Here is a 26,262-nt window from a genome sequence, read left to right on the forward strand (position 1 = left end):
TTACCTCCTTACATCATGTTTTTGTTCGTAGCCTTGAATAACATCTTCGTGTGTTAATGTCAGTGTAATATCATCTAAGCCTCCGACGAGTTTTTCTTTAACCTTTTGGTTGATTTCAAAGGGATACTGCTTATTTTCAGCGGTAATGACTTGCTGTTCCAAATCAATCATAACTTTTGCTGTTCCTGGCAAAGTTGCTAGTTCTTCTCGTTCTTTCAAAGGTAATACAATAGGCAACAATCGATTTTTAGTGCAATTACTAAAAAAAATATCAGCAAAACTGCCTGCAATAATACAATCGAAGCCATAATCAGTTAATGCCCAAGGTGCATGCTCTCGACTTGATCCACAACCGAAATTCTCTCCACTAATTAAGATAGAAGCGCCTTGACGCTCTGCTGCATTGAGTGGAAAATCAGGGTTGGGTTGATGACCTGGTAAAAAACGCCATTCATCAAATAAAAAACGACCAAAACCAGTACGTTCAATCCGCTTTAAAAATTGTTTCGGGATAATTTGATCAGTATCAATATTATCGTTCATCAGTGCTACAGTTGTTCCTTCATGTATTTTAAACGGTTTCATGTATGATCCCCTCCTCAAAACGCACATCAACAAAGTGTCCGTGGATTGCCGCAACAGCTGCCATTGCTGGTGAAACGAGGTGTGTACGTGCACCTTTTCCTTGACGCCCTTCAAAGTTACGATTTGAAGTAGAGGCGCAATGCACGCCATCAGGAACTTGGTCCGGATTCATTCCAAGACACATTGAACAACCGGGCTCACGCCATTCAAATCCTGCCTCTTTAAAAATTTTATCTAAGCCTACTGCTTCTGCTGCATTTCGCACGCCTCTCGAACCAGGAACAACCATCGCACGTATATGTTCTTTTACTTTACGTCCCCGGATCATTCGGGCAGCTTCTGTCAAATCAGACAAACGAGCGTTTGTACAGGACCCAATAAAGACATAGCCCAATTCAATTTCTTCTGCTTTTTGACCAGGTGCTAAATCCATGTATTGATAAGCACGTTCATCGTTACTATTTTTAATTTGTGGGAAAGCTGCAGTAATCGGCACGCCCATTTCAGGGTTTGTCCCCCAGGTTACATACGGTGCTAGTTCTGCTGCATCTAAAGTGACAATTGTATCAAATTCCGCATCCTCGTCCGTATAAAGTTCCTGCCAGTCTGCTATCTTCTCTGTTATATTTGTGGGAGCATATTCACGACCTGTCACATAGTTATAGGTTGTATTATCTGGTGCCATCATGCCCATTTTGGCTCCGCCTTCAATCGCCATATTACAAATCGTCATACGTTCATCCATTGTCATTTTTTCAACAGTCTCACCATAAAATTCAACAGCATATCCAGTCCCAAATGAAACCCCATTTTGGGCGATCAACGCTAAAATAATGTCTTTCGCATACACACCAGGTTTTAGGTCCCCTGTTATATGTACACCCATCCGTTTAGGTTTAGTTTGCCACAGTGTTTGTGTTGCAAATACATGTTCAACTTCACTGCTTCCAATACCAAATGCTAGTGCTCCAAATGCGCCATGTGTTGCTGTATGACTATCGCCACAAACAATTGTTTTGCCTGGCTGCGTCAAGCCTGTTTCCGGTCCTACCATATGCACAATTCCTTGACGTTCATTTCCCATATCAGCTAATTCGATTCCAAATTCTTCACAGTTTTTACTCAATGCGTCTATTTGTTTTTTTGCTACTAAATCTTGAATATTGAAAATATCTTCAGTTGGAACATTATGATCCATCGTCGCAAATGTACGATCTGGTCGACGTACTGAACGATGAGTCATTCGTAAACCTTCAAAAGCTTGTGGTGATGTCACTTCATGAATTAAATGGAGATCAATATATAATAATTGCGGTTCACCTTCTTTTCCATAGAGGACATGACGTTCCCAAAGCTTATCGAACAATGTTTGTTTTGACATTATTTGGCACTCCTTTCAATGATTTCTGTTATTTTATTTGCAAAAATAGTGGTTGTTGCTGTCCCACCTAAATCTTTCGTTAAAACACCTTCAGATAATGCTGTTTCGACAGCTATTTCAATTTGTTTTGCTTCGTTTTCTAGTTGGAACGATTGTCTCAACATCATCGCTGCAGATAAAAGCATCCCTATTGGGTTTGCAAAATCCGTACCTGCTATATCAGGTGCCGAACCATGAATGGGCTCATATAACGCTGGACGTCCTGCTTCTGCATGTGAACTTGAGGGTAACAACCCTAATGAACCACCTAATACGCTCGCTTCATCACTTAAAATATCACCAAACATATTCTCTGTTACAATCACATCAAATCGTGCGGGTGCTTGAATCATGTGCATCGCTGCGGCATCAACATAAAGATGTTCTAAAGTGACATCAGGATAGTCAACTGCAATTTCTTCAACTGTTTGTCGCCATAATTTACTTGTCGCCAAAACATTCGCTTTATCAATACTTGTCAATTTTTTTCGGCGTTGTCTCGCAAGGTTAAAGGCATAATGAACAATCCGCTCAATACTTGCCTTATCATAGCGTAATGTATCAACACCTTCTGTCTCATTAAAATATTTGGGTGTACCAAAATACAAGCCTCCTAATAATTCACGGACAACAACAAAATCTACACCTTCTAATCGCTCTTCACGCAATGGTGAAAGGTGTCGAACAGCTGGAAAAATTTGAAGTGGCCTTACATTGGCAAATACACCCATTTTTTTGCGTAATGCCAACAGTCCCATTTCAGGCCTTTCTGGTGCTTCATCCCATTTAGGTCCACCTACTGAACCTAACAAAACAGCGTCACTTTTATCAATTGCTGTTTGAGTTTCAACTGGAAAAGGCTCTCCGACAGCATCAATCGCTGCTCCTCCGAATAGTTGGTGTTCGAATAGAATTGTTTGATGTGAGTGCGCTAAAACTTGCGCGACTATTTTTTCTGTTACCGCCATTATTTCTGGTCCAATCCCATCACCGGGCAATACAACTACTCGAAATGTCATTACGCTTCAACCTCACTCTTACTTTTTTTTGTTGCGATACGGCGTTTTGAAAATGCTTGAAGATAGGCGCGTGCTGAAGCATTTAACACATCATGATCAATACCTACCCCATGATAAGTCGAGCCATCGGTTGCTGAAATGAGTGCATGTACTTCTGCTTGGGCATCCATTCCTGGTGTAATTGATTGAATGCGATAATCTGTTAACGTAACTTCTTCGCCCATCAATTGATCGATGACGTTATATACAGCTTCAATACTACCTGCTCCTGTAGCAGAGCCTTTAATATCGACACCTGTTTCAGTTGTAATGGTCACCTCTGCCAATTGTTGTGTTGCTGAATTATAATGTACATCAAGTGATTTCAGCTGACAAAAATCCTCATCTTGATATAAATGTCCAGACATCATTGCACGAAGATCTTCATCACTGACTTCTTTCTTAACATCTGCAAGTTGTTTAAAACGACTAAAAATTGCGCTTTGCTCAGCCGGTTCAATTAAGAATCCGATTTCTTCCAATCGTGTAAATAAAGCATGTCGTCCTGATAGTTTTCCTAATACAAGCGATGATTTTGACACCCCCACAAGTTCAGGTGTAATAATTTCATACGTGCTTGGATTTTTCAAGAAACCATCTTGATGAATTCCTGATTGATGGGCATACGCGTTGCCTCCAATAATTGCTTTATTCCTTGGAACGGCCATACCTGACATACGGCTCACCAAATCGCTCGTTTGTTTCAACTGATTAAGTACGATATTTGTTTCTGCTTGATAATGATCTTTTCGAATATGTAGCGCAACTGCAATTTCTTCTAAAGCGGTATTACCTGCACGTTCACCGATACCATTAATTGTACATTCAATACGTGATGCTCCATTTTCAATAGCTGCTAATGAATTTGCGACTGACATTCCCAAGTCATCATGACAGTGTGAGGAAAATATAACATCCTCAAAGCCTTGGACTTCTGTTCTAAGATAAGCAAAAAGTTCGCCAAATTCTTTTGGATTAGTAAAACCAACTGTATCTGGCACATTGATGACACGTGCACCTGCATTAATCGCAGTTTGAATCGCACGAACCAAAAATTCAGGTTCTGTTCGTGTGGCATCCTCTGGTGAGAATTGCACCATATCAACAAACTGCTTTGCATAACGCACGTGATGTTCAATCGATGCCAGAACTTCGGCTTGAGACATTTTCAACTTAAACTCACGATGAATGGGGCTTGTTGCTAAAAAAGTATGAATTTGTGGAGATACTCCTACTTTAACAGCATCATAGGCCCGTTGAATGTCCGCTTCAACGCAACGCGCGAGGCCAGTAACCGAACTGTTTTTAACGGTTTGAGCGATTGTTCGAACACATTCAAAATCGCCTGGTGATGCGATAGGAAAACCAGCTTCCATGACATCCACGCCTAGTTTTTCGAGCTGTTGAGCCATTTGCACTTTCTCCTGTAAATTAAAACTCACCCCCGCCGTTTGTTCGCCGTCTCGCAATGTTGTATCAAAAATTTGAATTTTTTTCATGACCTACACCCCTTTCATTTCGTTTTTAAGTTTATTTTTAATCATGTGTTTGAGAAAAAAGTCTTTACAATCTCTTCAGTTCTAAACGGTTTGTTTTACTTTTATTATTCTCCAGTATCGCTGCCATTGAATGGTCTGTTTTCGTTTTCACTATTTATTTTGATCAATAAATGGCATCATATCGCGGAGTTTATTACCGACTTCAGTAATTTGGTGTCCTTTTTGTTCGGCGCGCATACGATGGAATTCTTTAAAGCCGTTTTTATTATCATCGATAAATCCTTTAGCGAAGTTACCATTCTGAATATCAGTTAATACATCTTTCATATGCGCTTTAACCTCGCTTGTTACAACGCGTGGTCCTGAAACATAATCGCCATACTCAGCTGTGTTAGAGATTGAGTTACGCATTTTTTCCATACCACCTTCATACATAAGGTCAACGATTAATTTCAATTCATGCAATACCTCAAAGTAAGCGAGTTCCGGTTGGTAACCTGCTTCAACTAACGTTTCAAAGCCTGCTTGTACTAAATGTGTTGTACCTCCACAAAGAACGGCTTGTTCACCAAAAAGATCCGTTTCTGTTTCTTCTTTAAATGTCGTTTCAATAACACCTGCACGTGTGCCTCCAACGCCTTTAGCATATGACAATGCCGTTTGAGTAGCGCCTCCTGTTGCATCTTGATACACTGCGAACAAACAAGGAACTGCGCTTCCTTCAGTAAAGGTACGGCGCACAAGATGTCCTGGCCCTTTAGGTGCTACTAAGAAAACATCAACATCTGCGGGTGGTTGGATAACATCATAATGAATGTTGAAGCCATGTGCAAATACGAGTGAGTTTCCTGCTTCAAGATTATCTTTAATTTCATTTTCGTAAATTGAACCTTGTGTTTCATCTGGTAAAAGTACCATTACAACTTCTGCTTGTTTACTTGCTTCTGCTACTGAAAACACCTCAAAGTTATCTGCTTTTGCACTGTCTGCTGACTTACCCGCACGAATACCGATAACAACGTCATGACCATTGTCACGTAAATTTTGTGCATGTGCATGTCCTTGTGAACCATATCCAATCACTGCTACTTTTTTGCCTTTGAGTGTATCTTCTTTTACTGAATCATCATAATAAACTTTTACCATTTTCCTTACCTCCTGGTTGTATGTTCAATTTTTTATATTGATAAGCCTTAACGGCGAAATCACAAATTAGTGTGTTTTCACAAAACCGGCGATGCCTGTTCGTGTGAGTTGTGTAATAGTGTACGGTTTTAAAATTTCAATAAAATCTTCAATTTGCTGATGTGTTCCTGTTGCTTGAATGACCGTATTGTCAGTTTCTTCTGCTAAAATAGCTACTTGAAACGATACGAGTAAATCTGCGATAGCAGAGTAATTAACTGCTACATCAACGATTGCTAATTCACGGGTTAACACATTATCATCTGTGATATCTTTTGCCTCCATCACATCGACTTGCTTGTTAAGTAATTTCACCAGATGATCACAGGATTCAATATCTTCAACATGAACAACTAATGTTAATTGTGATTTATTTTCCTCTGCAGTTTGTCCTACGGCGATACTTTCAATGTTAATAAATCGTTTTGAAATAGCATTGATCGCTCGATTTAATACACCGGGTGAATCTGATAATCTTGCAATTAGAATGCGTTTCATTTTCCCACAACTCCTTCCATTTGATGAATACCTTTGCCTGGTGGCACCATTGGTGTGACTGTTTCTGTTTGATTAATATGTACATCAACAACAACCGGACCTGGGATTGCAAATACTGCTGCCACCTGAGTGGCTACTTTATCTGCTTGTGTGATTCTTTTTCCTGTAATGCCATATGCCTCTGCTAATTTAACAAAATCGGGTTGACCATCAAAAACCGATTCGCTGTAGCGTTGTTCGTAGAATTGATGTTGCCACTGCTTCACCATTCCGAGAGAGGCATTATTCAGAATGAATACTTTAATGTTAAGGTTGAACTCTTTCAAAAGAGCCAATTCCTGCAAAGTCATTTGGAAGCCACCATCACCCACAATCGCGACAACCATCCTGTCTGGATTAGCCATTTGCCCACCAATCGCAGCAGGTAATCCAAAGCCCATTGTTCCTAAGCCACCACTGGAAATTAAAGCACGTTCTTCTTTAAATTTATAAAATTGCGCTGTCCACATTTGATGTTGTCCAACATCAGTTGAAACAATGGCAGTTCCCTTGGTTTCTTCACTAATTGCTTCAATTACAGCTTGTGGTTTAATGACATTATTTTGGGATGCTTCATAACCTAAAGGGTGTTTTACTTTATAGCTTTGTAAACGTTCAAGCCATTCCCCTTCATCTGCTGTATTTATTGACAGCTGATTTAAGGCGATTAAAGCGGCTTTAGCGTCTGCAACGATTCCGATTGTTGCTTTAAATACTTTATCAATTTCTGATGGATCAATATCGATGTGAACAATCTTAGCGCCTGCTGCAAAATGTTCTTGTGCACCCACTAAACGATCATCAAATCTAGCACCAATTGCTAATAAAACATCACATTCATAAATCGCACGATTGGCTGCATAATTCCCATGCATACCTGCCATTCCAAATGCTAATGGACTATCGGGTGATATATTACCTAAACCAAGCAATGTGTTGATAACAGGAATGTTTGTTTTATTAGAAAATTCCGTCAATTCATCTTTTGCGAATGCACCATTTACTCCAGCTCCTGCAAGAATAATCGGACGCTTACTTGTTTTAAGGAGTGTGGCGACGGCATCAATTTGAACTTTATTTGGTTGATGCGGCACCTTGTAATTTTCCAATTCCTGTAGAATAGCCGGTTCCGTTACTGTTGCTATCATCATATCTTTCGGTAAATCAATAACAACTGGTCCGGGCCGACCTGTTTGTGCGATATAAAATGCTTGTTTTACGATATTAGGAATATCTTTTGCATCCCTGACTTGAAAACTATGTTTGGTAATTGGAGAGGTCATGTTGACAACATCGGCTTCTTGAAAGGCATCTGTTCCAATAACACCTGTTGCAACTTGTCCAGTAATGACTACTAATGGTAATGAATCTGCTAATGCATCTGCAAGACCAGTCACAACATTTGTTGCTCCAGGACCACTTGTGACGACTACCACTCCTGCTTTACCTGTGATTCGAGCATATCCTTCAGCAGCATGAATGGCACCTTGTTCGTGGCGTGCCAGAATATGCTTCACCCCACTTTCATAAAGTGCATCATAGAGTGGTAATACTGCGCCACCTGGGTAGCCGTAAATCATCTCGACTGCTTCCTTTTTCAGACACTCAATTAACCATTCTGCCCCATTTTTGACACGTACCGTCTGTTGCAACATTGTCATCTCTCCTTTCCTTAAATCAATTCTTCTGGAATTTGCATTATCCCACCGGTATTTGCGCTTGTAACCATTACTGAATAACGAGCAAGCCAACCAGTTAATACTTTTGGTTTGAAACGTTTTAAGTGTGTGCGTCTTTCCGCTAATACTTCATCCGACACTAACAATTCCATTGTTCTTGAGGGTAAATCAATTTCAATCGTATCACCATCTTCAATTAAAGCGATAGGTCCTCCAGCCGCTGCTTCAGGAGATACATGACCAATAGCTATTCCACGCGTGGCTCCTGAAAAACGACCGTCTGTAATAAGTGCAACATCTTTTCCAAGTCCTCGTCCAACTATAGAAGAAGTAGGTGCTAACATTTCAGGCATGCCTGGTCCACCTTTAGGTCCTTCATAGCGGATAACAACAACATGTCCTTCACCTACTCGGTGATCGTCAATTGCTGCAACAGCTTCATCATGTGAATCAAAACAAATGGCTTTACCTACAAATTTGGTAACACTTGGATCAACACCACCTACTTTAATAACTGAACCTTGTGGCGCAATGTTTCCATATAAAATTGATAAACCACCTGTTTTACTATAAGGGTTCTCTTTCGGATGAATAACATCTGTATTGAGAATTTTAGCATCCGCAACATTTTCTCGTAATGTTTTACCTGTAACAGTAATACGATCTGGATGAATCGCATCACCTTTATCAACCAATTCCTTAATGATGGCTGAAATTCCGCCTGCCTCATGAACATCATGCATTGAGTAGGCAGAACTTGGTGCAATTTTAGAAAGATAAGGGATGCGTTCAGCAATTTCATTAACGCTTGCTAAGTCATACTCAATACCTGCTTCACTAGCGATTGCTAACGTGTGCAGAACAGTATTTGTTGACCCACCCATTGCCATATCCAATGCAAAAGCATCATCAATTGCTTCTTTGGTAACAATGTCACGTGGTTTAATATCATTTTTTACAAGATGCATTAAGTGAAAAGCTGATTGACGAATTAATTCACGACGTTCATCGGATACTGCTAATGTTGTACCATTTCCTGGAATTGCTAAACCAAGTACTTCCATCAAACAGTTCATTGAGTTAGCAGTGAACATTCCTGCGCATGATCCACAGGTTGGACAGGCCTCTGCTTCAAGTTCTAAAAACTCTTCTTTCGACATTTTACCTTCTTTAAAGGCGCCAACACCCTCGAATACTGATGAAAGGGTGAGTGCTTTTCCTGTTGATGATAACCCTGCTTTCATCGGGCCACCTGAACAAAAAATCCCCGGTACGTTTGTTCTCATAGCTGCTAATAACATACCTGGCGTAATTTTATCGCAGTTGGGAATATAAAATACACCATCAAACCAATGAGCATTAATTACTGTTTCAGCTGAGTCTGCAATTAACTCACGGCTTGGAAGCGAATAACGCATACCGATATGCCCCATTGCGATACCGTCATCAACGCCAATTGTATTAAATTCAAATGGAATACCGCCTGCTTCACGAATCGCTTCTTTGGCAACATCTGCTAACTCTCGTAAATGAACATGACCTGGTACGATATCAATATATGAATTACAGATAGCGATAAAAGGTTTCTTCATATCATTATCACTTCTAACCTGACCTGTTGCTCTTAATAAACTTCTGGCTGGCGCACGATCGTCGCCTACTTTGATTTCATCACTTCTCATGTCTAACACCCCTTATATAGTATCTGTTAATTTTAAAAATAAAAAACCCATTCAATGAATGGGTTTCGAGGAGCCCCATTCAAACGCAATCGGGACCCAATAAACATTCGTTTTTTTACAAACGATGTTATGAGCCCTAGCTAAGTAATAAAATGACTAAAATAGATTGGTTTGAATGACAACGTTTCATAAGAAAAAACTCCTTTTTGTTTTGTATTATTAAGATATTTATTATTCTATACATTACTGGTCAAATAGTCAATTGAATATTCAGAAAATTCTAAATTTGATATGTATCTCGTCCTTTTTATAACAAATCAATCTCATTTCGTTATAAATACATTTTTGCAAAATCCTTATAAGTAAGCGTTTCCATTGTTTATTTTAAAGGCTATTCATCTCAAAAAAGCATAAAAAAACAAGCAACTTGAAAAATAAGGTTGCTTGTCCTCTTTTTTATAATTTAATTACATTTTCTGCTTGAAGACCTCGTTCACCTTCAACGATCTCAAACTCAACTTCTTGAGCTTCATCCAACGTCTTAAAACCTTCACCTTGGATAGCACTAAAATGCACAAAAACATCACTACCGCCTTCGACTTCGATAAAGCCAAAGCCTTTTTCTGAATTAAACCATTTTACCTTACCTTTTTGCATCGTCTAAAACCTCCCAAAAAAGTCTATAATATGATTGTCAACTAAGTCTTATTCTAGAAACATAGCCTTCTTTTCATACTATAAAGGATTCATATTCTTATTGGAATAAAACCCCTTTATAATATATATTTGGCAGTTGTTACTCATTTTCAACTATCTGCCTAAATATTATTTTATAATTATACTAACGTTTACTTACAGGTAATAATTTAACACACGTATTTTCAACAGTCAACAGTTATCATGACGTTAATCGATTTAGAACTCTTATTCTATAAGTTAAATAGCATGATATCAACAACAGCTGTGTATTTTCTGCACAAAAAAACCTACTGAATTAAATTCAATAGATTTTCCATTTGCTTATGGCTTGTTTTCCTGCTTATGATGTTGCGCTTCTTTAATACCGTGTGTTTCTAATTTGCGTTCTATTCTAGCACTAAATTGTCTAAAGTACGTTGTTGCGACTAACATATAACAACAACTTAACATAAAACCACCTAGAATATCGCTCGGATAATGGACACCTAAATATACCCGTGTAAAACCAATAAAAATAATTAATAGTGCTGACAGCAATAATAATGCTCGACGATAACGGCGATTATTATACGTTAAGATAAAAACTAAACTTAATGTAAAAGTAGTAATCGCCATCGTGTGCCCACTAGGAAAGCTATATCCACCCTGTTCAATCAACATCCCTGCTGGTCGGTCGCGCTGAAATAAATTTTTGAAAATAAAGTTAATACTACTTGCACCAAAAAGCATATTAATTGCTAACCAGCCAGCGAATAAAAAACGACGGTAACAAGCTAATATTACGGCTACAATAGCTGTTAAAGTAATCATGCCTTTAACACCGGCAAAATCTGTGACCGTTTCAATAAACCCTGTAAGCTTATCTGGTTGGAATGTCTGGGCCACTGTTCGTATTGTTTGATCGAATTGTTGAATCCAGAGCGCATTTGCAGCAACAGCTGCTGCGACATATAAAAAGACAATAAAGAAAAGTCCCGCCATCACATAGCGCCAAACACTTTGTTTTTTTGTTAACATGCTTTCACCTCGTAATTACAATCTGATATGATTCTTTAAGAATCTCTACTCATTCTAGCATAATTTAACCACTAGAACACGTAATTACCTGCTATATCAGTCTTTAGTCTGATATTTAAGCGTGTTGGTGCTCTGCTACAAAACGTGCCGCTTCTGCTGCCATCTTTTGATAGGCAATTTCTTCGTCTGTCTTCACTTGCTCGATTACCGTTGATTTTTTGAAGTCTTCTGAAATAACAATTTTAGCGTCAAAACTGAATGTTGCATTGCCAATCAAATCAATCGTGTAACCCTCATCTGTTTGATACACTTGGCATTGCACACGACCTCCAGGGTTATATACATCCACTTTTTTTGTCATTTCACCACCGTTAAGTAAGCGTGCCATCAAACTACTTGCCGACATTGCTGTTCCGCATGCATTTGTAAAACCAACCCCACGTTCAAACGTTTTAACAAAAATAGTATCACTATCAATCGCTTGTACATAACTAACATTTACACCGTCAGGGAAATAGGGATTGTCACTATTTAGCCAAGTTGATAATTGCTCTTGTTCAGCGAAAACAGCTGGCTCAACAAAGCTAATTAAGTGCGGATTAGGAACCGATACGGCAGAGTATGTCAAAGTTTCTGAAAAAGCTGGCACTTCTGCATCAATCAATTGCGAAGCTGTCCAATTTAACGGTAAGCTTTCTTTTTCGAAAGAAACGGGTGAAATCTCAACGCAATAAGTAGGTACTCCCTGAGCCAAAGGCTTATCTTCAGCAACATTTAATACGGCTTTCATCGTTTCTACTTTAAATTGTTTTTTATCTGCTTTTTCTGCTAAATAACGTGCAACAGTTCGCAAACCATTCCCACACATCGAAGCTTCTGAACCATCTGAATTAATCACACGCATTTTTGCTAAGGCTACTTCACTGTCAGATACATAGAGAATGCCATCAGCTCCTCCAAGATCATGTTCACGGTCACATAAGTTCAATGCTAGCTGGCGACGACTTTCTTCCGTCAGAGGTGTCTCAAGGCCATTTTCATCAATGATATAGAAATCATTGCTTGAACCATGGACTTTTTTTAAATTAATTATCATTTCTATACGCCCTTTCTGTGTTGTCACTCTTTAAATTAATTGTAACATATTTTATTTTACAACTACCAAATGACGTCTAATTTGCTCAAATACAAGGTGAATTTCACCTTGTATTATGTTTAAAACAACAGCATTCCACCAAAATCATAGACTGCGATAACAACTTGGAATAAAAAGATCAAGTTTATACTCAACTCATATTGAGAATGGGCTAAGTATGCTTTGATTTCTTCGAAAATGAAACGCAGTAAACAAACCCTAAAAAAATATTCACCTGAAATACGACTTCAACAATTCAAATGAAAGGTACTCAATTTATTGACCGATGACATGGTACTCGCTCGCTTTAGAGATTGGTACTCTTATGACATTAACAGAAAGAGTGGTACTCACTTTCTTGGAGGAGTGGTACTCTTACGACATTAACTTAAGGATTAGTGCTCTTAATTAATTAACAGAAGGAGTGGTACTCTTACGACATTAACTTAAGGATTAGTGCTCTTAATTAACAGAAGGAGTGGTACTCGCTTGCGCTCCGTCCCATACTACTCTCGTAAAGCGGATAAATCCGCTACGATATTAGCACCCATACTGTCCTCATAAAGCGGATAAATCCGCTACGATATTAGCACCCATACTGTCCTCGTAAAGCGAATACATTCGCGACATTGTCAGCACAAAAAAACAGCCACACAAGAGTGTGGCTGCGTATACTGCTTTTTACATTGATGTTTATGCTTCTAGGTCAACATCTGCATAATGTTCTTCAACGATTGATGCACAGTTACCACAAAGTGTTGGGTGCTCTGCATGAGTACCAACGTCTGTTTTTACAACGCGGCAACGTTCACATGTTTCACCTGTTGCTGCCGTAACAACAACAGCGACATTATCGCCTTTAGTTGCTGTTTCAGGTGCATTTTCAGTGCCAACAACAACTTCAAAATCGCTGACGATTAAGAGCTGTTTCACATCATTATTAATGCTATTGATAAGATCTGATGTTGCTTGATCTGCATAGATAGTAACTTTCGCCATCAATGATTTACCAATTAACTTTTCGTTACGAGCTTCTTCTAATGCTTTTTGAACCACATCTCGCAATGTCATAAAGCGTGTCCATTTTTCAATCAATTGTGTTTGTTCAGCTGTTTCAGCAACCAATTCAAAATCAGTTAAATGAACACTTTTCGCTGTCTCAAACTCAAGATACGACCAAATTTCATCCGCAGTATGAGGTAACAAGGGTGCTAATAATTGTGTTAAACCTTTTGCAATGGTATAAAATACGGTTTGCATACTACGACGCGCAGCGCTTTCCTCTGCTTCAATGTAAACAACATCTTTCGCAAAATCCAAGTAGAAGTTACTTAAGTCCGTTGTTACAAAATTGTTTACCGCACGGTATACTGTTGAGAACTCATACTTGTTGTATGCTTCATCAATTTGGCGCGCTAAACGATTATATGTTGCTAACATGTACTGATCAGCTTCCGACAATTTGTCATAAGCAACAGCATCTGTCGTTGGATTAAAATCAGAAGTATTTCCTAGTAAGAAACGGAATGTGTTACGGATTTTACGATAAACATCCGCTACTTGTTTTAAGATATCATCTGAAATACGAACATCTGCTTGATAATCCGATGAAGATACCCAAAGACGTAAGATATCAGCACCCATTTGATTCATTATTTTATTAGGGTCAACTGTATTACCAATTGATTTACTCATTTTACGGCCTTTACCGTCTAATACCATACCATGACTTAAGATTTGTTTATAAGGTGATTTACCATTGATTGCAACCCCTGTTGTAATTGATGAGTTAAACCAACCACGGTATTGATCCGAACCTTCAAAGTAAAGATCGGCTGGACGACTTAAGTAATCACGTTCATTTAGTACGCCTTCATGTGAAGAGCCTGAATCAAACCAAACATCCATGATATCCGTTTCTTTTGTAAATGTACCGTTTGGACTTGATGGATGTGTAAAGCCTTCTGGTAATAAATCTTTTGCTTCACGAGCAAACCATACGTTTGAACCGTGTTCACGGAATAGTGGTACAAGGTGAGCAATTGTTTCTTTTGTAATAATTGCATCGCCGTTTTCACCATAGAAAATTGGCAATGGTACGCCCCAAGCACGTTGACGTGAGATAACCCAATCGCCACGGTCACGTACCATGTTGTGTAAACGTTGCTCGCCCCACGCTGGAACCCAGTCAACGCCAGCAATCGCTTCTAAAATTTCTTCACGGAAAGCATCGATTGAAGCGAACCATTGTGGTGTTGCACGATAGATAACTGGTTTTTTCGTACGCCAATCATGTGGATAACTATGTGAGAAGTAATCTAATTTAAGCAAGCGCCCTTTTTCTTCCAATAATTCAATAATCATAGGGTTGGCTTTTTCATAATAAACACCTTCGAAGCCTGGCGCTTCATCTGTATAGATACCACGACCATCAACTGGTGAGATAACTTCTAATTTGTATGAAAGTGAAGCGAAATAATCGTCTTCCCCGTGTCCTGGAGCTGTATGAACACAACCTGAACCTGCATCAAGCGTGACGTGGTCACCAACGATAAGTAAAGAATCACGGTCGTAGAAAGGATGTTGTGCTGTAACATATTCTAATTCGCTACCTTTGAATGTTTTTAAGACTGTTGTTTCTTCCCATCCTAATGTTTCAGAAACAGCTGGTAATAAACCTTCAGCAACGATAAATTTACGGTCAGCAACAGCAACTTCAACATAATTAAATGCTGGATTAACAGAAATTGCCACGTTTGCAGGCAATGTCCATGGTGTTGTTGTCCAGATTACAAATTCAGCATCATTATCAACGATACCTTTACCATCTTTAACGTTAAAGGCAACATAAAGTGATGGGCTTGTAACATCAGCATATTCAATCTCTGCTTCAGCTAAAGCAGACTCACTTGACGGTGACCAATAAACGGGTTTTTTACCGCGGTAGATGTAACCTTTTTCAGCCATTTGACCAAATACTTTAATTTCATTTGATTCAAACACAGGGTCTAATGTGATATAAGGATTATCCCACTCAGCTTGAACACCTAAGCGTTTAAAACCAGTGCGTTGAATATGAATTTGTTCACGTGCATATTTTTCACACAATTCACGGAACTCAACAGGTGACATTTCTTTACGTTTAACACCTTTTTTAGCTAATTGTTGCTCAATCGGTAAACCATGTGTATCCCAACCTGGAACATAAGGTGAAGAATAACCTGACATCCCTTTATAACGAATAATCATATCTTTGATAATTTTATTCATCGCATGGCCGGTATGGATCGCGCCATTTGCATAAGGTGGTCCATCATGTAAAATAAATGTTGGTTTTCCTGCATTTTTTTCTTGAACCGCTTCGTATAGGTTCATAGCTGCCCAATCTTCTTGCATTTTAGGCTCTTTATTTGGTAAACCGCCACGCATTGGGAAAGCTGTTTTCGGCATTAATAGTGTTTTTTTATACTCCATTTGTCTATTCCTCCTAATTAATCGTTCTCAAAATAAAAGAGTCCCCTCCCTTGAAAAAGGGACGAGACTCACTCGCGGTACCACCCTTATTAGCACGGCTATCACTAGCTCGACTAAAAATGTACTCACTCGACACTTTAACGCAGTGGCTACGGCTCAGCTTACTTAATTTCAGCAGAGCAGCTCATGGATGATTTATAATAGTTGTGCGTTTGTTTGACCTTCCACCATTCGTCAAATCGCTGTTTGTCCGCCTCTTCTATTAACGTTCCAATCGTCGCTTAATCTTTTGCAGGAACTTCTTTAGTTGAATTATCTGATGATTCATCAATTAAAGCAGCTGGTTTTTCTTGAGCTGTATTAAAGTCAGCTTCTTTGGCTTCACCATAAGCATCTGTGACACGCTCTTCAACGTTTTCATCATATTCTAACGATGTTGACCAATCCTCGTGCTCTAACATGTCTAACTGAGTCGTAACAAGTAAACGTAAACGTTCACGGAATACTTTTGATTGACGTTTTAACTCTTCAATCTCTACAGCTAAACGATGTGTTTTAGTTAAGGCTTCATTCACAATTTCAGACGCATTATTTTGCGCTTCTCTCACGATGAGTTCTGCTTCACGCTGTGCAGCGTTACGTGTTTCATCTGCAGAATCTTGTGCAATAACTAACGACTTGTTCAATGTTGATTCAATTGTTTTATAATGTGATAATTGCTCTTTATTCGTGTGTAATTCACTTGCTAACGCTTTTTTCTCTTTTATTGTCAGTTCATAATCTTTAATGACCTGCTCTAGAAAATCATTGACTTCATCTTCATCATACCCACGTAATTTTTTTCCGAACTCTTTATTATGGATATCTAATGGTGATAATGGCATTTTCTCCACCTCCGTGTATAATGCTCTAAAATGTCTTATACTTACTACTATATAGCAAATACTACTGACTAATCAAGTATAAATCATTATCTTTTGACTATAGTTGTTAATTTAATTATTTGACCTTCACATTTAACTTCAATTTATCCTTCTTACTTTTACCAACTTGATCAATAATTAAAATGCGACCATGCTTCCTTACTGATAACATATCGTTCTCAGAACATTCAAATGTTGCATTTTCAACTTGTTGCCAGTTTACTTTAACGAGACCACTTTCAATCATGGTTTTAACTTTTTGACGCGAGATATTATAGACACCTGCAATAACTGTATCTAAACGCATCGATGAAACTGTAACAAAACGATCTTCATAATCATTAGGTACACTTAAAGCTTCCGAACTCTCAACTTCGGATAGTTGGACATTAATTGCACCAATTTTAGTTAAATTAAGTATCACGTAATTAGCAACTTCTTTTTCAACAACAATTTGCCAAGCTTGATCAACGTTAAGTATATCACCAAAAACTTCGCGTTTCATTCCAACATTCATCAAAGCCCCTAATATATGGGGATGTGTTAGCGTTGAAAATTTGGACGGGTAACGAATTGATAATAACGATAGTTCAAAATCGGCTTCACTCACTTCGTAATAGTCGGGCCTAATTAAATAACGTCTTCTTTCATGTTGCTTTGCCCATTCTGCCTCCTCTAATAAAAAGTCAGGTGTTTGAGCGACTAACGTTTTCAAAATATAGGCTTGGCGCGGATCAATAAACGGCGTGAGATAAGGTGAATATTGATTTTCTGCACTTGTCACCCAACCTGTTGCAGTATCGATAAAAGCGCGTTCTGATGGTCTAAAATGCTGATAAACTGTTTCCATAACATTTCCCTTCTCTAAACAAAAAAAGACAAACACAAGGTCTGTCTCTTTTTTGGATAGTGTTTATGTGCCTTAGAGTCCAGATAAAAATTGAAAAATCGCCTGTAATCCACGAGGAATTAATTGATTTAATACAATTAATGCTAAGATTGGTGAAATATCGAGTACGCCACCAATTGGTGGTATAAAGCGTCTAAATGGCTCTAGAAATGGTTCACAAATACGTCCTAAAATTTGTCCGAATTTACTACCTTGTGCATTAGGTATCCAACTTAATAAGATATAAATTAGTAGTGCCCAAGAATAAACAGAACATAGGGTAATTAAAATATTAAAAATTGTGTATAGTGCCACTAGGTCACCTCTTTTATAATCTAAAGATCATTATTTGATATATACTCAGAAATGGCACCATCAACATTTACATTCTCAGGTACGCATAGAAAAATATTATTTCCTAAACGTTTAATTTCACCATTTATCGCATAGATATTACCGCTTAAGAAATCAATCATTCGTAAAGATTGTTCCTTATCCATACGTTGTAAGTTAACAACAACAACTTGACGATTTAACAAAGCATCTGCAATACCTTGAACTTCACTATAAATACGTGGTTCATGTAATGTAACATTTGTATCATCAACTTCAGAATTAATTCTTACAACATTATTTTTAGTAGCGGCTTTCTTTTTTTCTTTTGGCGTTACATTGCGTGTTGCATTTGGTTGCTGATTTCCATTTACAGCTTGCGCTTGACTTTGCTGTGCAGGTTCTCGTCGTTGATTAACCGCCTGTTTTTGTTCCTCATATTCTTCTTCCATCTCATCGTTCAAGTAGAAAAAGCCTTTGAATTTAGACATCATCGACATTGCAATCCCTCCTTAAATTTCCGTTACTAATTCGGTACCCACTCTGACAAAGGTTGCTCCTGCACTTATTGCAATCTGATAATCATTCGACATACCCATTGATAATTCAGTACAAGGTGCCCACTCAAAGTTTTGTTTTATCACATCTTCTTGAATCGTCTTTAAATTTGAAAAAACATTTTTTAATTCATCATCATTCGATGTAAATGGTGCCATTGTCATCAAACCAATTATATTTATGTTTTGATATTCTTGCAGTTTTTCGATAAAAGAAACAACGTCCTCAGGAACTAAACCATGTTTACTATCTTCACCAGATACATTGACTTCAATAAAACAATCAATCACTCGATCGGCACGTTTACTAATTTCTTTCGCAAGCGACAAACGATCTAATGAGTGAATATATGAAACAAACGGTAAAATATCTTTTACTTTACGCGTTTGTAAGCTTCCAATGAAATGCCAGACAATATCAGGATAACGTTCATTTAAAACATCGTGTTTAGCACTAATAGCATCTGCTCTATTTTCACCAAAATGGCGTTGACCTAAAGCATAAAGCTCTTCTATTACATCACTACTCACTGTTTTAGTTACGGCTACTAGCTGTGGATTTGTTCCAACAGCTGCGGCTGAAACTGAAATTTTGTGTGTTACTGCACTAAAATTACTTTTGATACTCATGTTCTATTCTCCTATCGATTGCGGTTACGATTACGTAAGAATGCTGGAATATCTAAATCATCAGAATCAGCTTCAAAATCGTGACGCGGTGTTTCATTTACAGGTGTTGTTTCACTTGTTTTTTCTTCTGTTCCACGCGTTGGAGATGCTTGACGATTAAACGTTGGTTTTGCTTGACGCGTATTACCTGCCTCAGAAAAACCAGTTGCGATAACTGTCACGACAAGTTCGTCATTAAGTTCATCGTTAATTACAGAACCGAAAATCATGTTTACTTCTGGATCAGAGGCACTTGAAACGATTTCAGCTGCTTCTTGAACTTCAAATAAACTCAAGTTAGATGCGCCAGTAATGTTCATCAAAACACCTTTTGCTCCATCAATTGAAGCTTCTAGCAATGGTGATGAAATTGCTTTTTTAGCTGCATCTGCTGCACGGTTTTCACCGCTTGCTGAACCAATACCCATTAATGCTGAACCACGATTAGACATAATTGTTTTAACATCGGCAAAATCCAAGTTGATTAAACCAGGTACGGCAATTAAATCAGAAATACCTTGAACACCTTGGCGTAAAACATTATCCGCTTCTTTAAATGCTTCTAGCATCGGTGTATTTTTATCAACAATTTGCAACAAACGATCGTTTGGAATAACAATCAAAGTATCAACTGCTTCTTTAAACGCTTCGATTCCGGCAACTGCATGTTTAGAACGTTTTGGTCCTTCAAACGTAAACGGACGTGTAACCACACCCACTGTTAAAGCGCCAACTTCTTTAGCGATTTGAGCAATAACAGGTGCCGCACCAGTACCAGTACCGCCTCCCATACCTGCTGTAACAAATACCATATCTGCTCCTGCAAGTACTTCTTCGATTTGATCACGGCTTTCTTCTGCTGCTTTTTTACCAATTTCAGGTTGTGCACCAGCACCTAAACCGCGCGTTAGTTTTCCACCAATTTGCATGCGTGTTTCAGCTTGAGATAAGTTTAATGCTTGGGCATCTGTATTGACAGTAATAAACTCAACACCTTGTACACCATGTTCAATCATTCGGTTAACAGCATTGTTACCTCCGCCACCTACACCAATAACTTTAATTACGGCTAGAGAGCTTCTTGTTTCATCAAAATCAAACATATTTTTTCCTCCTACGTGGTCGCTAATTTTGTATTATTCAAACAATGAACCGAACATTCTTTTCATTTTGTTCACGAGCTTATCTTCTTCAGCTTTAGGTTCCTTGACTTTATCTTGTTGTTGTTCTCTTACACCAGTTTCTTCATATTCATCCACTTCAGTTGACTGACCATACTCAATTTCATGACTGATAAGTCCAACAGCAGTCGATAACGAAGGGTGTCTTACACCTATATAGTCTGGGTATACAATGCGAACACGTGAATCAAACACCTGTTCAGCTATTTCCATCATTCCTGGTATAACGGTTGTTCCACCAGTTAGCACAAAGCCATTCGGGAGTTGATTAAGACCTGCATTAGTGAGTTCATCATCCACCATTACGAGAATCTCTTCCAACCTTGCTTCAATTATAACCGATAAATCCGTTTGGTTAATAGTTAAAGCCTTAGAACTACCAATAACATCAATTTCAAACGTTTCATTTTCACTAGCATCGGCAGAAAAAGCATACCCATGTTCAAGTTTAATTTGTTCGGCTTGACGTAGTGAAATATTTAAACCGATTGAAATATCCTTAGTGATTTGACTACCGCCGACTGGGATAGCAAACGCATCCACCAATTGACCTTGATCAAAAACACCAACCGATGTAATTCCTCCACCGATATCGATTAAAACTGTTCCAAAATCTTTGTCGTCTTTTGTCAAACATGTCTCAGCTGCAGCTAACGGTTGTAACACCATCCCTGTAACTTCTAATCCCGCACGTTCAACACATCGTAAAATGTTATGTACAATCGATTTAGAACCTGTAATCAACGTTCCTTCAACTTCTAACCTCACACCAAACATTCCTGTGGGATCACTAATTCCTTCAACGCCATCAACTTTAAAAACACATGATTCAAAGCTGATTTTTTCTCTATCACTCGGTTTTGCAATGGCTTGTGCTGCTTCAATAACATCTTGTATATCATCTGTCGTAATTTCATTATTTTCATTTTTAATTGCAATCATGCCATGACATCTTGAAAGATTCGTTTGATAATTGAGCATGCTTACAACAACACCTTGAATTGTAACACCTACCATATCCTCAGCTTGACTCACAGCTGATCGAATAGCTTCAACTGTTTTTTCAATGTCTACAACTGTGCCACGACGTATGCCATCAGAAGGGGCTCTACCTACACCAATAACATTTAGTTTTCCATCGGTATGCTCGGCAATAATTACTTTTGTTGTCGATGTTCCGATATCTAAACTTACATACATATCACTTCCACTCATCCACCGACACCTCCTTCGCTTCTGTTTTTATTTTTTTTGTTTATAAATCATCTTTTATATAGATATACCTATATTCAAGTCTACACTAGTAAAAAGCTAAATAAAAGAAAAACTATACTTTTTTTGCAAATTACTTCAATATAAGGTTAATTAGGCTCTTTTTTACTTATTTTTTTATTTTCATTGTAGTAACTTTGGTAAAAAGCACCCACTTCAAGATCAATCACTCCTGTTGAACCATCTTTTACTTGTCCGATGATGGAAGGATAGATTTTAAAGTTCTCTGCAAACTTATTGATAGCGATTACAACCTTGAAACCATCGTTCATATAAACATTCAAACGTTTTTTATTTAAGCTCTCTGGTTTAAAGATTATTTCCGACATTGAATTGCGTATCTCAGATGATGTTTTTTCTAATTGTTTTCCTAATTCACTTAAGACTTTAGTATTGTTTTCAAAACCAATTAGTATTGGTGCATTTCCTAACGGATATTTAGAAACATCAGACTCATCTAAATAGCCTGTCTCTAAAAGCGGTATGTAGCCTTTTTTAGTTGACATGTAAGCAACCGGTTGACTTTCAACGACCTTTATTTCATAGTCATTAATACCTTTACGATTGATTTTAACTGATTCAATCAAAGGAGACTTCTCAAGTGTTTTTTTCACTTTTGCAGTCTTAATTTTAAAAATACTCTCTTGCGGTGCAATGCCCGATAATTTAACAACATCTTCTTTAGCCAGACGTTTATTATCAACAATTTTCACTTCATCCACACGACTAAACGGTGATATGAAAAAGAGCACAATCAAAATCAGGAAGAAAAAACTAGCTAACAAACTGTATAATTTACGTTTGCGTACTTTTTCTTTGTATTTTTTTAATTCTGGTATTTTATCTTCTATCGAAACTACCTTTGTTTGCTTCGGACCCGACATGCTCTCACCTCGCTTTTGTGCGCGACAATTATTTTGTCAAACCGACGACAAGATCACATAACTGTTTAGCCGCATCTGGTAAACCGAGTTGTTTGGCTGCTTGTTTCATTTTATTTTGATATGTTTCATCTAACAAACAATGATCCAGTTGCTTAATCAGTTGTGCTGCCGTCAATTCTTTTTCAAGAATAATCTCTGCGGCCCCTGCATTAACCAATGCAAGTGCATTTTTTTCTTGATGATTATTTGTAACATAAGGACTTGGTATTAAAATTGATGGTAACCCTAATGCAGTAAACTCTGCCAAACTTGTTGCTCCAGCACGTGAAACAACAATATCACTATTTTTCAATACGGCTGGCATATTATATATAAATGGTACAATCTTCACATTCGTTGCATTGACTGCCTTCGCAGCTTCCTCAATACGTTCAAAATGAACTTCCCCTGTTGCACAAAGTACTTGATAATCTTTTTTCGCCAATTCTGGCAATGCTGCTATTATCGCTTCGTTTAAGGCACGTGCACCTCGACTCCCACCAAATATTAAAGCCGTGCGTTTTGACAAATCTAGTCCGTATTCTTCTAAAACAGCTGGGTTATTTTCTGCTTGCACAACTTCTGTCGCACGAGGATTACCTACAAGCGTTACTTTTTTAGCTGGAAAATCTTTTGCAACTGCTTCAAAAGCAATCGCAATTTTATCAACATAACGACTTAAAAACTTATTCGTCAATCCGGCCACACTATTTTGCTCATGAATAACCGTTGGAATTTTTTGTTTGGCTGCTGCATACACAACAGGTGCACACACATAACCACCTGTTCCCACAACAATATCCGGTTGAAATTCTTTAATAATTTTTTTAGAGGCTGTTACACCTTTTAAAAAACGCATCACTGTTTTGATGTTTTCCATCGATAATTTGCGTTTAAAACCTGTTATTTCAATTGTTTTAAAAGCGATGCCTTCTCTAGTTACGATATCCGCTTCTAATCCTTTTTCTGTTCCCACATACAAAACTTCGCCTTCGGGATAATCTTGTTTGAATTGGCGTATTAGCGCTAAAGCAGGATAAATATGTCCACCTGTTCCGCCACCACTGATTAATAATTTCATAAAGCACCTCTATTTTTATGTCTTAATGTTATTCATTTGCTTATAAAAGAAACGACTGACATCGCATCTTTTATAAACAGATGACTAAGAAAAAATGCAATCCGCACTTTTTCTTATCACATGTTATCACTCTTTAAACTAATTCTTGTACAGCTTTGATAAATAAATCGCCACGCACTTCAAAAGATGGCACCTGATCCCAGCTTGCACAAGCAGGGCTTAGTAAAATAACGTCACCTGGCTCGCTATATTCGTAAGCAACAGGCACTGCCTCTTCTACATCTGTGACTATTTTGATGTGTTCTACGCCTGCTTCAGTCGCAACACGTGCAATTTTATGTTTTGTTTCACCGAATAAAACAACAGCTCGAACATTTTTAAAGAACGGTTTTAGCTCATCGAACTCTGTCCCTCTGTCTAATCCACCTGCTAACAACACCACAGGTTCCTTAAAGCCTTTTAAAGCACTCTCAGTTGAAATGATATTCGTTGCTTTGGAATCGTTGTAAAAACGTCTGTTATTCAGTGTTTTGATAAACTGTGTACGATGTTCCACACCATAAAAAGTTGAAAGAACATGCATAATGGTTTCATTGCTTTGTCCTTCTAATTTAGCAACACAAATCGCTGCTAAAACATTTTCGAGGTTATGTTCACCCGGTAAAATAATATCTTGTTGTTGTCCAACTATTTCATCTTTAAACATTAAATTACCATCGAGCACGTAAGCTCCAGCTTCTACAACTTCTTTCGTAGAAAAAGGCACAATACGCGATTTAGCTTGCGTAATTAGTTCTCGCAATTCAGGTTGATTCCAATTCACTACTAAGTAATCATCGGCTTGTTGATTTTCAAAAATACGTAATTTAGCAGCTACATAACCTTGACGTGAGCCGTGATAATCTAAATGAGCCTCATAAATGTTTACGATAACTGCTATATGCGGACGGAATGTTTGGATACCCATTAACTGGAAAGAAGATAATTCCATCGTGATAACATCATCTTTTTTAGCTTCCATCGCAACACCTGCTGCTGGAAAACCAATGTTTCCTGCAAGGTGCGCCGTTTTATCGCCAGCATTTAACATTTCATTAATTAATGTTGTTGTTGTTGTTTTACCATTTGTTCCTGTAATTCCAACAATTTGTGCCTCACTAATTTGGTAAGCCAACTCAACTTCTGTAATAACAGGAATATTAAGTTCTAATGCTTTTTGTACCATTTGATTTTCGTAAGGAATACCTGGATTTTTTACCACTAACTCAAAACCTTCATCCAACAATTCAATCGGATGTGATCCCGTGATAACTTTGATGCCTTCTTCCAATAGGTCTTGCGCTGCTGGATTTTCAGCAAATGCTTTTTTATCATTGATAGTTACAAAAGCACCTAATTCATGAAGTAATTCGGCTGCTTTGACACCACTTCTTGCAAGGCCTAATACAAGCACCTTCTTATGTCGATATGTCGTGATTTTCTTCATCTTAAAGCACCTCCATCAATACAGCTGCTACAGAACATAAAAGACCCACACACCAAAATACAACAACTGTTTTATTTTCTGACCAACCACCTAACTCAAAATGATGATGAATTGGCGTCATACGGAAAATACGTTTACCGTGCGTTAATTTAAAATAAGTTACTTGCATCATGACAGATAATGTTTCTGCAACATACACGAACCCGATAAGTAACATCAACCATTCTACTTTTAGAAGGATAGATACAGCTGCCATCGCACCACCAAGTGCTAGTGACCCCGTGTCACCCATAAATACTTTTGCAGGGTTGCGGTTGAACAAGAAGAATCCGATTAGTCCACCAATAACTGCCATACAGAAGTAAAGTACCGCTAAATTATGTTGTACGTAAGCTATAATTCCGAAAGCTGCAAACGAGAATGTTGCCAATCCTGCCAACAACCCATCAAGTCCGTCCGTTAAGTTCGTCGCATTTGAAAAGCCGACCAACCAAAAAATAATAAATAAGCCATAGATATAAGGTAATTGAATTGTTATTTCTGTAAAAGGCACATTTAATGACTCTGAATAACCGTTTATAAGATAAACAACATAGAAGAGAACACCAATTAGTAACTGTCCCATTAATTTTTGTTTTGCAGTTAAGCCTAAGTTACGTTTTTCACGAACTTTAACAAAGTCGTCCCAAAAACCGATAAAGGCATAACCAAGGAATGTTAATAACAATAACCACATCGTTGATACACTTCCGCGTGAGATACCTGTTCCAATTAACGTTGCAATAAAGACCGCGGGTACAAAAATAATAGCTCCCATTGTCGGCGTACCTGTTTTTGCTTTATGACTTTGCGGTCCTTCTTCACGTTGTTCTTGACCCACTTTACGTTGTCGCATTGCTTGAATATAAATTGGTAATGCCATCACCGTTACTATAAATGCGATGAATGCTGTTCCTATAATAAATTTTGTAGACACAA

Annotated in this window: 22 protein-coding genes and 1 pseudogene; all 23 read right to left on the reverse strand. The window is 38.0% G+C overall.

What is annotated here, in order from left to right:
• The gene (leuD, locus tag V6S17_RS09030) at positions 1-585 is read right to left on the reverse strand and encodes a 3-isopropylmalate dehydratase small subunit (protein WP_029092320.1); all 585 of its coding nucleotides are present in this window, start codon (positions 583-585) and stop codon (positions 1-3) included.
• Entirely contained in the window at positions 572-1,966 is a 1,395-nt protein-coding gene (gene leuC / locus V6S17_RS09035) for a 3-isopropylmalate dehydratase large subunit (RefSeq protein ID WP_029092321.1), read from the reverse strand. The genes leuD and leuC overlap by 14 nt, the downstream gene beginning before the upstream one ends.
• On the reverse strand, positions 1,966-3,024 hold the full coding sequence (gene leuB / locus V6S17_RS09040; protein ID WP_029092322.1) for a 3-isopropylmalate dehydrogenase: 1,059 nt from the start codon (positions 3,022-3,024) through the stop codon (positions 1,966-1,968). Before leuB ends, leuC begins: the two co-directional genes overlap by 1 nt.
• Entirely contained in the window at positions 3,024-4,562 is a 1,539-nt protein-coding gene (locus tag V6S17_RS09045; protein ID WP_029092323.1) for a 2-isopropylmalate synthase, read from the reverse strand. The genes leuB and V6S17_RS09045 overlap by 1 nt, the downstream gene beginning before the upstream one ends.
• 150 nt (positions 4,563-4,712) lie before the next feature.
• Positions 4,713-5,708 carry a ketol-acid reductoisomerase gene (ilvC, locus tag V6S17_RS09050; RefSeq protein ID WP_029092324.1) on the reverse strand — a complete coding sequence of 332 codons (996 nt, stop codon included), beginning with the start codon at positions 5,706-5,708 and terminating at the stop codon, positions 4,713-4,715.
• Between the two features lie 66 nt (positions 5,709-5,774).
• Positions 5,775-6,245, reverse strand: coding sequence for an acetolactate synthase small subunit (gene ilvN / locus V6S17_RS09055; RefSeq protein ID WP_029092325.1), 471 nt, complete (start codon positions 6,243-6,245; stop codon positions 5,775-5,777).
• On the reverse strand, positions 6,242-7,939 hold the full coding sequence (ilvB, locus tag V6S17_RS09060; protein ID WP_029092326.1) for a biosynthetic-type acetolactate synthase large subunit: 1,698 nt from the start codon (positions 7,937-7,939) through the stop codon (positions 6,242-6,244). The genes ilvN and ilvB overlap by 4 nt, the downstream gene beginning before the upstream one ends.
• 17 nt (positions 7,940-7,956) lie before the next feature.
• Entirely contained in the window at positions 7,957-9,645 is a 1,689-nt protein-coding gene (ilvD, locus tag V6S17_RS09065) for a dihydroxy-acid dehydratase (RefSeq protein ID WP_029092327.1), read from the reverse strand.
• A 456-nt stretch (positions 9,646-10,101) separates the two neighbouring features.
• Positions 10,102-10,302, reverse strand: a complete 201-nt coding sequence (locus V6S17_RS09070) for a cold-shock protein (RefSeq protein WP_029092328.1) — start codon at positions 10,300-10,302, stop codon at positions 10,102-10,104.
• Positions 10,303-10,665: 363 nt separating this feature from the next.
• On the reverse strand, positions 10,666-11,361 hold the full coding sequence (locus tag V6S17_RS09075; protein ID WP_051536011.1) for a phosphatase PAP2 family protein: 696 nt from the start codon (positions 11,359-11,361) through the stop codon (positions 10,666-10,668).
• Between the two features lie 115 nt (positions 11,362-11,476).
• The gene (dapF, locus tag V6S17_RS09080) at positions 11,477-12,457 is read right to left on the reverse strand and encodes a diaminopimelate epimerase (RefSeq protein WP_029092329.1); all 981 of its coding nucleotides are present in this window, start codon (positions 12,455-12,457) and stop codon (positions 11,477-11,479) included.
• A gap of 732 nt (positions 12,458-13,189) precedes the next feature.
• On the reverse strand, positions 13,190-15,970 hold the full coding sequence (gene ileS, locus V6S17_RS09085) for an isoleucine--tRNA ligase (RefSeq protein ID WP_029092330.1): 2,781 nt from the start codon (positions 15,968-15,970) through the stop codon (positions 13,190-13,192).
• Between the two features lie 281 nt (positions 15,971-16,251).
• Complete coding sequence (locus V6S17_RS09090) at positions 16,252-16,854, reverse strand: DivIVA domain-containing protein (protein ID WP_069124499.1); 603 nt, start codon at positions 16,852-16,854, stop codon at positions 16,252-16,254.
• Between the two features lie 115 nt (positions 16,855-16,969).
• On the reverse strand, positions 16,970-17,743 hold the full coding sequence (locus V6S17_RS09095; protein WP_029092331.1) for an RNA-binding protein: 774 nt from the start codon (positions 17,741-17,743) through the stop codon (positions 16,970-16,972).
• 72 nt (positions 17,744-17,815) lie between these two features.
• Positions 17,816-18,097, reverse strand: a complete 282-nt coding sequence (locus V6S17_RS09100) for a YggT family protein (protein WP_029092332.1) — start codon at positions 18,095-18,097, stop codon at positions 17,816-17,818.
• Between the two features lie 20 nt (positions 18,098-18,117).
• Complete coding sequence (locus V6S17_RS09105; RefSeq protein WP_029092333.1) at positions 18,118-18,615, reverse strand: cell division protein SepF; 498 nt, start codon at positions 18,613-18,615, stop codon at positions 18,118-18,120.
• Between the two features lie 12 nt (positions 18,616-18,627).
• On the reverse strand, positions 18,628-19,302 hold the full coding sequence (locus V6S17_RS09110; protein WP_029092334.1) for a YggS family pyridoxal phosphate-dependent enzyme: 675 nt from the start codon (positions 19,300-19,302) through the stop codon (positions 18,628-18,630).
• A gap of 187 nt (positions 19,303-19,489) precedes the next feature.
• A pseudogene (gene ftsZ / locus V6S17_RS09115) lies at positions 19,490-20,444 on the reverse strand (cell division protein FtsZ); the annotation flags it as partial.
• 33 nt (positions 20,445-20,477) lie between these two features.
• Entirely contained in the window at positions 20,478-21,737 is a 1,260-nt protein-coding gene (ftsA, locus tag V6S17_RS09120; protein ID WP_029092336.1) for a cell division protein FtsA, read from the reverse strand.
• Between the two features lie 146 nt (positions 21,738-21,883).
• On the reverse strand, positions 21,884-22,678 hold the full coding sequence (locus tag V6S17_RS09125) for a cell division protein FtsQ/DivIB (protein ID WP_029092337.1): 795 nt from the start codon (positions 22,676-22,678) through the stop codon (positions 21,884-21,886).
• A gap of 28 nt (positions 22,679-22,706) precedes the next feature.
• Complete coding sequence (gene murG / locus V6S17_RS09130) at positions 22,707-23,798, reverse strand: undecaprenyldiphospho-muramoylpentapeptide beta-N-acetylglucosaminyltransferase (RefSeq protein WP_029092338.1); 1,092 nt, start codon at positions 23,796-23,798, stop codon at positions 22,707-22,709.
• A 133-nt stretch (positions 23,799-23,931) separates the two neighbouring features.
• Positions 23,932-25,284, reverse strand: a complete 1,353-nt coding sequence (gene murD, locus V6S17_RS09135) for a UDP-N-acetylmuramoyl-L-alanine--D-glutamate ligase (protein WP_029092339.1) — start codon at positions 25,282-25,284, stop codon at positions 23,932-23,934.
• A gap of 1 nt (position 25,285) precedes the next feature.
• The gene (gene mraY / locus V6S17_RS09140; RefSeq protein ID WP_029092340.1) at positions 25,286-26,260 is read right to left on the reverse strand and encodes a phospho-N-acetylmuramoyl-pentapeptide-transferase; all 975 of its coding nucleotides are present in this window, start codon (positions 26,258-26,260) and stop codon (positions 25,286-25,288) included.
• Positions 26,261-26,262 lie beyond the last annotated feature (2 nt).

The organism is Brochothrix thermosphacta DSM 20171 = FSL F6-1036, assembly GCF_036884295.1.
GTDB lineage: Bacteria > Bacillota > Bacilli > Lactobacillales > Listeriaceae > Brochothrix > Brochothrix thermosphacta.